The organism is Nocardioides sp. CPCC 205120, assembly GCF_048654585.1.
Lineage (GTDB): Bacteria > Actinomycetota > Actinomycetes > Propionibacteriales > Nocardioidaceae > Nocardioides.
Window position 1 is genome coordinate 1,045,287 of the sequence record NZ_JBMCYY010000001.1, and the last position, 12,124, is coordinate 1,057,410.

Annotated in this window: 10 protein-coding genes; 6 read left to right on the top strand and 4 right to left on the bottom strand. The window is 76.2% G+C overall.

The window, feature by feature from the left end; genetic code table 11:
• Positions 1 to 358 precede the first annotated feature (358 nt).
• From ACOACO_RS04855 to ACOACO_RS04865, 3 genes are all read left to right on the top strand, one after another.
• Positions 359 to 757: an endonuclease domain-containing protein gene (locus ACOACO_RS04855; protein ID WP_420295114.1), complete on the top strand. Its 399-nt coding sequence runs from the start codon at positions 359 to 361 to the stop codon at positions 755 to 757.
• Positions 758 to 887: 130 nt separating this feature from the next.
• Entirely contained in the window at positions 888 to 1,334 is a 447-nt protein-coding gene (locus ACOACO_RS04860; RefSeq protein WP_420295115.1) for a DUF3817 domain-containing protein, read from the top strand.
• A gap of 55 nt (positions 1,335 to 1,389) precedes the next feature.
• The gene (locus ACOACO_RS04865) at positions 1,390 to 1,608 is read left to right on the top strand and encodes a hypothetical protein (protein ID WP_420295116.1); all 219 of its coding nucleotides are present in this window, start codon (positions 1,390 to 1,392) and stop codon (positions 1,606 to 1,608) included.
• 155 nt (positions 1,609 to 1,763) lie between these two features.
• Here ACOACO_RS04865 and ACOACO_RS04870 read toward each other — a convergent pair whose 3' ends face one another.
• Positions 1,764 to 2,747: a helix-turn-helix transcriptional regulator gene (locus tag ACOACO_RS04870; RefSeq protein ID WP_420295117.1), complete on the bottom strand. Its 984-nt coding sequence runs from the start codon at positions 2,745 to 2,747 to the stop codon at positions 1,764 to 1,766.
• A 198-nt stretch (positions 2,748 to 2,945) separates the two neighbouring features.
• Here ACOACO_RS04870 and ACOACO_RS04875 point away from each other — a divergent pair, with 198 nt between their 5' ends.
• The gene (locus ACOACO_RS04875; RefSeq protein WP_420295118.1) at positions 2,946 to 3,383 is read left to right on the top strand and encodes a VOC family protein; all 438 of its coding nucleotides are present in this window, start codon (positions 2,946 to 2,948) and stop codon (positions 3,381 to 3,383) included.
• Between the two features lie 75 nt (positions 3,384 to 3,458).
• Here ACOACO_RS04875 and ACOACO_RS04880 read toward each other — a convergent pair whose 3' ends face one another.
• The 3 genes from ACOACO_RS04880 to ACOACO_RS04890 form a co-directional block, all read right to left on the bottom strand.
• Positions 3,459 to 4,643 (bottom strand): alpha/beta fold hydrolase, encoded by a 1,185-nt coding sequence (locus tag ACOACO_RS04880; protein WP_420295119.1) that lies wholly within the window; start codon positions 4,641 to 4,643, stop codon positions 3,459 to 3,461.
• Positions 4,640 to 5,911, bottom strand: a complete 1,272-nt coding sequence (locus ACOACO_RS04885; RefSeq protein ID WP_420295120.1) for a lyase family protein — start codon at positions 5,909 to 5,911, stop codon at positions 4,640 to 4,642. Before ACOACO_RS04885 ends, ACOACO_RS04880 begins: the two co-directional genes overlap by 4 nt.
• A 165-nt stretch (positions 5,912 to 6,076) precedes the next feature.
• Positions 6,077 to 8,149: a hypothetical protein gene (locus ACOACO_RS04890; RefSeq protein WP_420295121.1), complete on the bottom strand. Its 2,073-nt coding sequence runs from the start codon at positions 8,147 to 8,149 to the stop codon at positions 6,077 to 6,079.
• A 270-nt stretch (positions 8,150 to 8,419) separates the two neighbouring features.
• On the opposite strand from ACOACO_RS04890, the gene ACOACO_RS04895 reads away from it, so the two are divergent.
• Together ACOACO_RS04895 and purL are read left to right on the top strand one after the other, a co-directional pair.
• Positions 8,420 to 9,700: a PQQ-binding-like beta-propeller repeat protein gene (locus ACOACO_RS04895; protein ID WP_420295122.1), complete on the top strand. Its 1,281-nt coding sequence runs from the start codon at positions 8,420 to 8,422 to the stop codon at positions 9,698 to 9,700.
• Positions 9,701 to 9,757: 57 nt separating this feature from the next.
• Positions 9,758 to 12,043 (top strand): phosphoribosylformylglycinamidine synthase subunit PurL, encoded by a 2,286-nt coding sequence (purL, locus tag ACOACO_RS04900; protein ID WP_420295123.1) that lies wholly within the window; start codon positions 9,758 to 9,760, stop codon positions 12,041 to 12,043.
• Positions 12,044 to 12,124 lie beyond the last annotated feature (81 nt).

A 12,124-nucleotide genomic window follows, 5' to 3' on the forward strand; every position in this document is an offset into this window, starting at 1 on the left:
TCGTCGAGGTGCGCCGCGGCGTGTACCGCCTGCCGGTCCTCGACCGCGACCGTCGCGAGGCGGCGCGCCTGCGCGGCCTCCTCTCCCACCTCAGTGCGGCCCGGGCCCACGGCTGGGAGGTGCCGCCCGACGAGCGGTGCTGGGTCACGGTCCACCGCGGCCGCCACGCGCTGGGGCCGGCCGGGGGCGTCGAGCTCTTCTGCGCGGACCTGACCGGTGAGCGCGGCCCGGCCACGAGCCCGGTGCGCACCGTCGTCGACTGCGGGCGACGCCTCCCGTTCCCACCGCGCTGGCGGTCGCCGACTCCGCGCTGCGCCACGGGATGGAGCGGGGGGTCCTGGAGCGAGCGGGCCGGGAGGTGCGGGGCAAGGGAGGGCCCGCCGTACGCCGGGTCGTCGCCGCGGCCTCGCCGCTCGCGGCCAACCCGTTCGAGTCCGTGCTGCGCGGCATCGCCCTCGAGGCGGGCCTGGACGCGGTGCCCCAGGGCGCGGTGGAGGTGGGCGGGCTGCACCTGGTGGGCGGCGACCCCGAGGTCGTCCACCCCGACGTCGTCGACCGGGGGCGCCGCATCGCCCTGGAGGCGGACTCGTGGGAGTTCCACTCCGACAAGGAGGCGTTCCAGCGCGACTGCTGGCGCTACACGGTGCTGGTCGCGCACGGGTGGGTGGTGCTGCGGTTCACCTGGTGGCAGGTGATGCACCATCCCGGCTGGGTCCGGGAGTGCGTACGGCGGGCGGCCGAGCGCGCCGCCGCCTGACCCGGATCGCGGCGATCCGGCGCCCGGAGCCCCCGGATCGGCCCGTTCGGCCCCGGATCGCCGCGATCCGTGCTGGTGGCCGCTCACCCGCCCTGGCCTGTCTACGACACAGCGTCGTAGGATCGCCGGCATGTCGCCCCGTCGCCTGTTCCGAGTCGTCGCCGTCGCCGAGGCCTGCACGTGGGCCCTGCTGCTGTTCGGGATGTTCCTGAAGTACGTCACGGAGACGACCGAGGCCGTCGTCAGCGTGGGCGGCATGGTGCACGGCGTCGCGTTCATCGCCTACGTCCTCACCACCATCGTCGTGGCGGTCGACGCCCGCTGGTCGGTCGGGCGCACCCTGCTCGGCCTCGCCGCGGCGATCCCGCCGTTCTTCACGATCTGGTTCGACCTGGCGATGGAGAAGCGCCGCGCGCTGCCCGACGAGTGGCGCCTGCGCAGCACCGCGCCGGCGGGCCCGGGCGAGAAGCTCGTCTCGTGGCTGGTCCGCAAGCCGCTGCAGGGCCTCGGTGCCGGCGTCGTCGCCGTGGCCGTCCTCACCGGCGTCGCGCTGGTCGTCGGCCCGCCGGTCGGCTGACGCGCACAGCCGCGCCTCAGGGCCGCCTCAGGATCACCCGGCACCCTCGGTGAGCATGACCGACCCCAGCACCCCCGACCCGCAGCGTCCCGCCGGGCGGAGGCGTCGCCGTACCGTGCTCGTCACCTCCCGCTGGGCGGCCTCGGCCGCCGTCATGGCCGCCGTCGCGACGGGCGTCGTCGGCGCGGAGACGGGCCCGGCTGAGCGGTCGGGCGCCGGTACGACGGTGGTGCGGGCCGAGGGCACCGTCGCGGAGGACGGGACGCAGGCGTGATCCACCGGCGTCGACCGCGGACCCGCCGGCCGTCGGCCGTCCCGCCGCGGTGCCCCGCGCCGCGGCACCCCGGCGCCCGGCGCGTCCGCGAGGTGCGGCGGCCCGCGTGGCACGGCTGCGACCGACCGTGGCTCCCCGGCGACGGGCGCGGCGGCTCAGCCCGCTGAGCCCCCCGGAGCGCTCCCCGGGTCCGCCATCGCCGCCAGCCGCTCCGACAGCCGCGCCGCAGCGGTGCGCAGCTCCGGCGGCTCGAGCACCTCGAGCGGGGCGTCGATCTCCGCCAGCCGCAGCGCCATCCACTCCAGGTCGTCGGCCCCGGCGACGAGCAGCGACCAGCCGGGCTCGGGATCGGCCTCGACGCTCGCGGTGCCCGGCCCCACCAGCGCGCGCAGCCGCTCCGGCGGCAGGGCGACGCGGGTGCGGGTGCGGTGGCGGTACGGCGCGGTGGTCACCGCCCCCTGCACGTACGTCGCGGGGTCGGGGTGGGCGGGCCGCGCGCAGCGCCACGTCGTGACGACGAGCGCCGAGAGCCGGTCGACGCGGAAGGTGCGCCAGTCGTCGCGGTCGATGTCCCAGGCGAGCAGGTACCACCACCGCCCGGTCGCGACGAGCCCCGACGGCTCCACGTCGCGCTCGGCGCGGCTGCCGTCGGCCCGCTCGTAGGCGAAGCGCACCCGCACGCGGTCCCGCGTGGCCCGGGCCAGCAGCATGAGGTCGCCCCCGTCCACGCCGGTGCCGCCGCGGTCGAGGATCGCCGTCGTCTCCGCGATCGCCCGCACCTCCGCCCGCAGCCGCGGCGGGAGCACCTGGTCGAGCTTCGCCAGCGTGCGCAGGGTCGCGTCGGCCGCCCCGGTGACGGTGCCACCGGCGGCGAGCAGCAGCGACAGCGTCGTCGCGATCGCCTCGTCGGAGTCGAGCAGCAGCGGGGGGAGCGCCGTACCCGCCCCCAGCTGGTAGCCGCCACCCACCCCCTGCGACGCGTTCACCGGGTAGCCCAGCTCGCGGAGCCGGGCGACGTCGCGCCGCACGCAGCGGTCGGTGACGCCGAGCTCGGCGGCCAGCTCCGGGCCGGTCCACGTGCGCCGCGCCTGCAGCAGGCCGAGGAGCCGCAGCACGCGGTGGGTGGTGCCGTCGGCCATGCCCGGATCCTGCCACGGGTAGCGGACCGGAACAGTCCTGCATCCCTGCGACGGTGGGGTCATGGACTACGACGAGCGGTACACGTGGTGGGCGGGGGTGCTGCCACCGTCCGACCCCACGGACGGCCCGGCGCCCGCGCGACGCACGGCCGACTGGCGCCCGCGGCGGCGCCGGGCCCCGAGGACGGGAGGTGCACGGTGGCACGGACGATCCAGGTGACCTTCGACTGCGCCGACCCGGCAGCGCTGAGCCGGTTCTGGTGCGCCGCGGTCGGCTACGAGCTCGACGCGCCGCCGGGCGGGTTCGCGACGTGGGACGAGGCGCTCGACGCGTGGGGCGTGCCGGCCGAGCGGCGCAACGACGCCTCGGCCTGCCACGACCCCGACGGGTCGGCGCCGCGGTTCTACTTCCAGCGCGTGCCGGAGGGCAAGAGCGCCAAGAACCGGCTGCACCTCGACCTGCGGGCCGCGCCGGGCCTCGAGGGCGACGAGCGGATGGCCGCGCTCGAGGCGGAGTGCGAGCGGCTGGTGGCCCTCGGCGCCACCCGGGTCCAGCGCCACGAGCCGGACCCGCCGACGAGCGGCGGGTTCATCGTCATGACCGACCCCGAGGGCAACGAGTTCTGCCTCGACTGAGGCCCCGACTGAGGCCCAGACGGGGCAGACGGGTACGACGGGTGCGGCGGCCGCCGGTGCGGGCGGCCGCCGCGCTCAGAGCTCGACGCCGGCGTCGGCGAGCGCCCGCTGGGCGACCCGGAACGCGGCGCGCGCCTCGGGGACGCCGCAGTAGACGGCGCTCTGCAGGAACACCTCGGTCAGCTCGTCGACGCTCACCCCGGTGCCGAGGGCCGCGTGCACGTGGGCCTCCAGCTCGTCGTGGGCGCCGCGGGCCACGAGCGCCGAGAGCGCGACCAGCGAGCGGGTACGCCGGTCCAGCCCGGGCCGGCTCCACACCCCGCCCCAGGCGTACTGCGTGACGAGGTCCTCGAAGTCGGCGGTGAGGGAGGTCGTCGCGGCCTCGAGCCGCTCGACCTGCGCGTCGCCGAGCACCTGGCGGCGCACCGTGGCGCCCAGCGCGCGGCGCTGGGACTCGGTGACGACGGGTCCGGTCAGCAGCGTGTCGCGCAGGAGCTCCGCGACCGCCGCGGGCGCCTCGACGGGCGCGAGGTGGGCGACGTCGTCGAGCACGACGGCGTGGCCGTGCGGCACTGCCGCGGCCACCGCCTCGACGTCCGCGCGGGGGACGGTCTGGTCCTCGGCGCCCGCGACGGCCAGCACCGGTGCAGCCACGCCCGCGAGCCGGTCGCGCAGGTCGAGCGCGGCCAGCGCGCGGCAGGCCGCGGCGTACCCGTGCGCGTCCGCGCCCTCCAGGGAGGCCAGCAGCGCCGCGGTGCGCCCGGGCTCCCGCTCGGCGAACCCCGGCGCGAACCAGCGCTTCGCCGCCTCCTCCACCATCGTCCCGGTGCCGAACGCGCGCGCCATCGCGGCCCGCTCCTGCCAGCCGTCGGGGGTGCCCATCCGGGCGGCCGCGCCGAGCGTCGCGACCGACGACACGCGTCCGGGCGCGTCGAGGAGCAGCTGCAGCCCGACGGCCCCGCCGACGCCGGCGCCCGCGTGGGCGAAGGTGCCGTCGCCCTCGCCGCGGCCGACGAGCAGCCGCTCGGCGAGGTGGAGCACGCCCCGCGCGAGCTCGGCGACGGTGAACGCGTCGCCCGGCGCGGGGCTCGCGCCGTGGCCGGGCAGGTCCCAGGCCACGACGTGGAAGTCACTGGCGAGCAGTCGGGCGCACGGCTCCCACAGCACCGCGGCCGACGTGCCGAGCGCCGGGCCGAGGAGCAGCAGGGGGCCGCTGCCGGACCCGCCGAGCTCGGTGGGGGCGAGGACCGGGACGCTCACGGCTTGATCCGCTGGTCCACGACGGGGTCGATGATCCCGAGGTACGCCGCGGGGTCGCCGTCGGCCGGGGCGTCGTCCGGGACGCTCGCCGGGGCGCCGTCACCGCCCTCGAGCAGGAGGCGGACGGCGTCGCGCTCGCGGAGCACGCCCTCCGCCCCGCGCACCCGCTCACCCATCGTCACGACGTCGACGCGCAGGCCGGACACGAGCTCGCCCAGGTGGGACGCGGCGACGACCGTGCGGCGGGCCAGGTCGCGCAGCGTGGCCCACTCGGCGTGCCACGCGCCGTCGGAGCGCTCGTCGTTCGCCATGCCGGCCGCCGTGTGCAGCGTCGCGGCCAGCCCGGGGGCGGTGATCGCGGCCCGCCGTACCAGCGTCGCGAGCACGGGCACCTGCTGGTGCGGCGTCGTCGAGGAGTCGCCGCGGCCCGGGGCCACGGGCTCCGACACCTCGGCGACCTCGGGACGGGTCAGGGTCACCACGTCGGCGGCGACGTGGCCCATCGCGGAGCAGGCCGTCGCGAGGGCGTCACCGACGCGGGTGACGGGGAAGCGGCTCGTGAACCACGGCGGCGAGGGCTGCAGGCCCAGGGTCGCCGCGGCGTCGGCGGCGACCCTCGACGCCACGTCGACCGGGTCGCGGACGCCGCGGAGGCGGGCGAGCTCGACGGTGGCGGCCAGCGTGCCGGCCGTGCCGCCGACCTGCGCGGGCAGGATGGAGTGGGCGAACGCGACGGACGCGCGGGCGTCCTTGACCCCCGCGAGCCACCCCGCCGCGCGCGCCCCGAAGGTGGTGGGCACGGCGTGCTGCGTCACGGTGCGGCCGACCATGAGGGTGCCGCGGTGGGCGCCGGCGAGCGCCGTGATCGCGGTGACCTGCACGCCGAGCTCGATCTCGAGGCGCCGCAGGGTGGTGCCGGCGCAGATCATCAGGGCGGTGTCGACCACGTCCTGCCCCGACAGGCCCTGGTGGAGCCAGTGCGCCGCCTCGTCGCGGCCCGCCGCGACCAGCCGGTTGCGCAGCATCGCGACCAGCGGCACGACCGGGTCGCCCCCGGCCTCCGCGGAGACCACCACGCCGGCCATGTCGTCGGGCGTGAGGCCGTCGAGCAGCTCGTCGGCGCTCACCACCGCGGCAGCGGGCGCCAGGCCCCGGGCGGCGAGGGCGGCCGACCACGCCGCCTCCATCGCCACCATCCCCTCGAGGAGCGCAGCATCGGTGAAGAGGGCACCCGCCCGCTCGTCACCCGGCCAGAAGAGGTCGCTCACCCGCCCAGTGTCCCGGATGGGGGTGGCCGCCGTCGCCGCACGCCCGGGAGACGCGTGTCGCACCCCCCGGTACGACGGACGCGGGCCGGCCGCACCCCACGTCACCGTGGTGGTGCCGCCGGCCCGCGTCGGGGTCGTGCGGTGCTGCGTGCAGCAGCTGCTGCGTCAGGGCTGCTGCGGCGGGTCCTGCGGCCGCGAGAACTGCTGGGTGTCGTTCGGCGGACGGACCATCGTGCGGTCGGTCGCCTCGTCCTCACCCGGCTGACCCGGCAGACCGGGCTGACCCGGCTGACCCGGCTGACCCGGCTGACCCGGGAGGCCGGGCTGGCCCGGCTGGCCCTGGGGCGCGCCGTACGGGGCGGGCTGGCCGGGCTGGCCGTAGCCGCCCTGGGGGGCGCCGTACTGCTGCTGACCGGGCTGGCCGGGCTGGCCGTAACCGGGCTGGCCGTAGCCGCCCTGGGGGGCGCCGCCGTACTGCTGACCGGGCTGGCCCTGCGGCGCGCCGGGGGCAGCCGGCTGGCCGTAGTGCTGGGGCTGGCCGTAGCCACCCTGCTGCGGGGCGCCGTAGCCCGGCTGGCCCGGCTGGCCGTAGCCCGGCTGGCCGGGCTGGCCGTGCTGGGGAGCGCCGTACGGGGCCTGCGAGCCGCTGCTCTGCGGGACGACCGAGCCGAGCACGCTGCGGATGGCGGGCGGCACGGTCAGCGCCACGATCGCCAGCAGGGGCAGGCCCAGCCAGGCGCCGGCCTGGTAGACGGTGAAGAACGTCTGCACGAAGCCGTTGAGCTCGACGTCGCCGCGGAAGTCGTCGGGGACGCCGGAGATGGCGTGCGACAGCTGGGCGGCGATGCCGGTGGCGTCGGCGTCGTCGGAGCCGTTGAGGACCGCGATGAAGATGATGCCGAGCACGAAGACGCCGGCGGCCATGCCGAGCACGACGAGGCGGCCCTTGCGGGGGTCGGACAGCATCGTGAGGGCCGGGATGAAGGCGAGCGCCGCGGCGATCACGCCGAGGACCAGCGGAACGACCGTCCCGCCGCCGAACGCGTCGTCCTCGATGAGGCCGAGCAGCGTGGCGACCACGGTGATGGCGATGACCGTGCCCGAGATCAGCAGCGCCAGCTTGGCGGTGCCGACCCAGCTCCAGAAGGGCTCCTGCGGGCGGGTGGCGCGCACGACCGGGCGCGAGACGAGCAGCGCCGCGAGGGCACCGAGCACCAGCACGCTGGAGCCGGGGAAGAACCACTTCTCGTGGATCGCGCCGAAGATGCCGTCGCCGTCGCCGGTGAACATGGCGCAGACCAGGCCCGTGAAGGCCAGGGTGGCGAGCACGAGGCGCGACTCGTCGGAGCGCTTGAGCAGCCCCAGGGTCGGCCACACGAGGCAGACGAGCGGGATCGCGACCCAGAGCAGCAGGATCACGAGGAAGCCGAGGACGGAGGCGAACAGGTCCGCGTCGTCGATGAGGCCCTTCACGATCCACAGCAGGGTCGTCAGGACCGCGAGGCCGATCGCGACGAACGCGGTGATCGTGGTGATGCGCCACCACAGGCCGTCGGAGGGCTGCGACGGGGCGCCGTCGTTCTCCTGCGCGGCGCGGGGGGAGAGCGCGAGCACGGCACCCGCGAGACCCATCGCGATGCCGACGCCGAGGCCGCCCTCGTTCGCGTCACCGCCCGAGATGAGCTCGTTGACGAGCGCCGCGACGACGCTGCCGGCGAACGGCAGGAGGAGGGCCGCCTTCGCCAGGAACACCTGCTGCGGGGCGAGCGGCAGGATCCGCGCCTTCGCCAGGTAGGGGATCGCCAGGGAGAAGATGCCGACGATGACGGAGATCCAGACCCACCAGTGGTCGTGGCCGTCGTCGTCCGCGTCCCACTGCATCCACAGGGGGGCGAGGAGCGCGAGGAAGGCGCCGGCGTCGCGGACGTAGTCCGAGATCGGCCAGCCCTTCAGCGGGTTGACCTTGGGCACGGCGGGGGCCGACGGCGCGCCGTAGCCGGGCTGCTGCCCGTACGGCTGCTGCCCGTAGCCCTGCTGGCCGTACCCGGGCTGACCGTACGGCGGCTGGCCGGGCTGGCCGTACCCGCCCGGCTGGCCCTGGGGCTGGCCCTGGGGCTGGCCCTGGGGGTAGCCCGGCTGGCCCGGCTGGCCCTGAGGTGCGCCGTACCCCGGCGCGCCCGGGGGCGGCTGCTGGGGGTACCCACCCTGCTGCGGATAGGGATCGGACGGGTTCGACATGCGAGCACTCCTCGGATCGGACGCGGGCGGCGACAGCCGTGCGTTCGGCAACGTAGCATTCCGGCCCCCCGTCGAGGGCGCGGCGCAGAGCCCCCCGAGCCCTGTGACGACGCCCCCCACCCGGGGACCGGCGACCTCCCTTTCCCAGGTGCGTGCGCGTCTATGCATGGCGGGGCGGTCGACTTGTCGGGCGCCGGGGTCCGGCCCGGGGTTCGGCCCGGGGTTCGGCGGGGGGTTCGGCGGGGCCCGCGGGGGGTACGCCGCTCGGGCGTGATTCCCTCCCAGCCCCACCCGCAGCAGCCGCCGTACCCGCAGCAGCAGGCGCCGTACCCCGGACCGCCCCACCACCCGGGCGCCCCGCCGCGCCGTCGCCGGTGGGTCGTGCCGACCGTCGTCGCGGTCGTCCTCCTGCTCGTGGCGGGCGGAGCCGGTGCGTGGTGGCTGTGGGGACGCGACGGTGGCGGAGCGGTGCAGTACCACGCCGGGCGTGCCATCCCGGCTCCTGCGCCGGTGGAGGAGGAGCCGGAGCAGGCGTGGGAGGTCGAGGGCGGCGGCACGGTCATCGGCTCCGACGCCGACGAGGTGCTGGTGCACGACGACGGCACGGTGCGGGCGCTCTCCATGGACGACGGCGAGGAGCTGTGGAGCGCCGACCTGCCGGAGGGCACCCAGACGGTCGCGCCGCACGCCGATCCCGACGGGTTCGTGCTGGTCGACGGCCAGGAGATGACGGTGAGCTGGTTCTCGATCGCCGAGCGCGAGGTCACCTGGACCGTCGACGGCCTCGTGACGGGTACTGACGAGGACGTGGTCTACGTGCGTCCCGGCACGCCGCAGGGCGAGGGGGGCGACGTGGCCGGGCTGGTCGCCGTGGGGCAGGACGACGGGGAGGTGCGCTGGCGGGCGGAGGCGGTCGGCGGGGCCACGGTCGGCGACGACCTCGTGGTGGTGCGCTCGCTCGACGGGGAGGTCGTGGCCCTCGACGCGGCCGACGGCGAGGAGCGTTGGCGGGTCGACAGGCCCCAGGAGGGCCTCTTCGTGGCCGTCGCCGACGGCGTCGTCGTCGTGGCGGGGGCCGACGGCGTGACGGCGTACGCGGGCGAGGACGGCGAGGAGGTGTTCGAGGAGGCCGGGCTGGAGCGGGCGACGGTCACCCGGACGGCGCCCGACCGGGTGCTGGTGCTCGCCGACGACACCGCGGTGCTCCTCGGCGAGGACGGTGAGGTGGCCCGGACGACCCTGGACTCGGAGGTGGAGCGCCAGTCCGGGATGGCCGTGTTCGGCGGGCGGGTCGACGGCCGGTGGGTCGTCGAGGTGCCGCAGGGCCGCGCCGGCTCGGTGGTGCTCGACGAGGACCTGGAGGAGGTTGCTCCGGGCCCGGTGCGCTTCGTCGCGGACGGGTTCTACGCGTACGACGAGGGCGACGTCTCCTTCCACGACGACCTCGGCGGCGAGCCCGAGTGGACCGTCGAGAGCCCCGGCGGCACGGTCCCCGTCGAGGGCGGGCTGCTCACGTACCCCGAGGACGGCCGGCTGGTGCTCCTGCGCTGAGCGCCCGTGGCGGGACGGCGGCACGGCACCGGTCCGCGCGGCGATACGATGCCGGGCGTGACGGACGCTGCCGCCCCCGCCGTGCCCCTGCAGAACCTCGACACGGTCGAGCGCGCCGCCGGTGACCCCGACCGCGACCAGCCGTGGGCCGACCTCGGCCTCAAGGAGGACGAGTACGCGCGGATCCGCGAGATCCTCGGGCGCCGCCCCACGTCGAGCGAGCTGGCGATGTACTCCGTCATGTGGAGCGAGCACTGTTCCTACAAGAGCTCGAAGGTGCACCTCAAGCAGTTCTCCGAGATCCCCCAGGAGACGCGGGCCGGCCGCATGCTCGCGGGCATCGGCGAGAACGCCGGGGTCATCGACATCGGCCAGGGCTACGCGGTGACCTTCAAGGTCGAGTCGCACAACCACCCGTCGTACGTCGAGCCCTACCAGGGCGCCGCGACCGGTGTCGGCGGCATCGTCCGCGACATCCTCGCCATGGGCGCGCGCCCCGTCGCCGTCATGGACCCGCTGCGCTTCGGCCCGCTCGACGCGGAGGACACCCACCGCGTGCTGCCCGGGATCGTGGCGGGCGTCGGCGGCTACGGCAACTGCCTCGGCCTGCCCAACATCGGCGGCGAGGCCGTCTTCGACGCCACCTACCTCGGCAACCCGCTCGTCAACGCCCTGTGCGTCGGCGTGCTGCGCCACGAGGACCTCCACCTCGCGAAGGCCAGCGGCACGGGCAACAAGGTGCTCCTGTACGGCGCGCGCACCGGCGGCGACGGCATCGGCGGTGTCTCGGTGCTGGCCTCGGAGACGTTCGACGCCGACGGCCCGGCCAAGCGCCCGAGCGTTCAGGTGGGCGACCCGTTCATGGAGAAGCTGCTCATCGAGTGCACGCTCGAGCTCTTCGCCGCGGGCGTCGTCGCGGGCATCCAGGACCTCGGCGGCGCCGGGCTCTCCTGCGCGACGTCGGAGCTGGCGAGCGCCGGCGACGGCGGCATGCACGTCGACCTCGACCAGGTGCTGCTGCGCGACTCCACCCTGGCTCCCGAGGAGATCCTCATGAGCGAGAGCCAGGAGCGGATGATGGCCGTCGTCGAGCCCGACGACGTCGAGGCGTTCCTCGCGATCTGCGCGAAGTGGGACGTCGAGGCCACCGTCGTCGGCGAGGTCACCGGCACGGGCCGGCTCGAGATCGACTGGCACGGGCAGCGCGTCGTCGACGTGCCCCCGCGCTCGGTCGCGCACGACGGTCCGACGTACGAGCGTCCGTTCGCGCGCCCGGACTGGCAGGACGCTCTGCAGGCCGACGCCGCCGAGACGCTGGAGCGCCCGAGCGGCGGCGACGCGCTGCGGGAGACGCTGCTGCGTCTCGTGGCCTCGCCGAACCTGTGCGACAAGTCGTGGATCACCGACCAGTACGACCGCTACGTGCGCGGCAACACCGTGCTCGCGCAGCCCGCTGACTCCGGCATGGTGCGCGTCGACGAGGAGACCAACCTCGGCGTCGCCGTCGCCACCGACTGCAACGGCCGCTTCGCGAAGCTCGACCCGTACGCCGGCGCGCAGCTCGCGCTCGCCGAGGCCTACCGCAACGTCGCCACCGGCGGCGCCGTGCCGCTCGCCGTCTCCGACTGCCTCAACTTCGGCTCGCCGGAGGACCCGGCGGTCATGTGGCAGTTCGCCGAGGCGTGCCGCGGCCTCAAGGACGCCTGCCTCGAGCTGGGCGTGCCCGTCACGGGCGGCAACGTCAGCCTCTACAACCAGACCGGCGAGACGGCGATCCTGCCCACGCCGGTGGTCTCGGTGCTCGGCGTGATCGACGACGTCACGCGTCGTACGCCGACCGGCTTCGGCGCCGAGGGCGAGGTGCTCGTGCTGCTCGGCGAGACCCGCGCGGAGCTGTCGGGCTCGGAGTGGGCGCACGTCGTGCACGGCCACCTCGGCGGCCGGCCCCCGCAGGTCGACCTGGCGGGCGAGAAGCGGCTCGCCGCCCTGCTCGCCGACCTCGTCGGTGTCGCCGGCTCGGCCCACGACCTCTCCGACGGCGGCCTGGCCCAGGCGCTCGCCGAGTCGGCCTTCCACCGCGGCATCGGCGCCACCGTCGACGTGGCGGCGGTCCACGAGGACCCGTTCGTCGCGCTCTTCGCGGAGTCGACCGGCCGCGTGCTGGTCTCGGTGCCGGCCGACGGGCTCACCGAGCTGCTGGCCCGCGCGACGGTGCACGACGTGCCGACCGCGGTCATCGGCCGGACCGGTGGCGACGAGCTGGTCGTCGAGGGCTCGTTCTCGGTGCCGGTCGCCGAGGCCCGCGAGGCCTGGGCGGCGACGCTGCCGGCCGCGCTGGGCTGACGCCGGGCCGGGGGTTTGCCCCCGCCCCGGACGATGGGCGGTGTCGTCCGCGTCCGCGGGCGGCGAGGTCGACCACCGAGG

Excerpts from the sequence above, each read along its gene's own strand:
- ACOACO_RS04860 (WP_420295115.1), top strand. The coding sequence starts at position 888 with ATGTCGCCCCGTCGCCTGTTCCGAGTCGTCGCCGTCGCCGAGGCCTGC.
- ACOACO_RS04865 (WP_420295116.1), top strand. The coding sequence starts at position 1,390 with ATGACCGACCCCAGCACCCCCGACCCGCAGCGTCCCGCCGGGCGGAGG.
- ACOACO_RS04870 (WP_420295117.1), bottom strand. The coding sequence starts at position 2,747 with ATGGCCGACGGCACCACCCACCGCGTGCTGCGGCTCCTCGGCCTGCTG.
- ACOACO_RS04890 (WP_420295121.1), bottom strand. The coding sequence starts at position 8,149 with ATGTCGAACCCGTCCGATCCCTATCCGCAGCAGGGTGGGTACCCCCAG.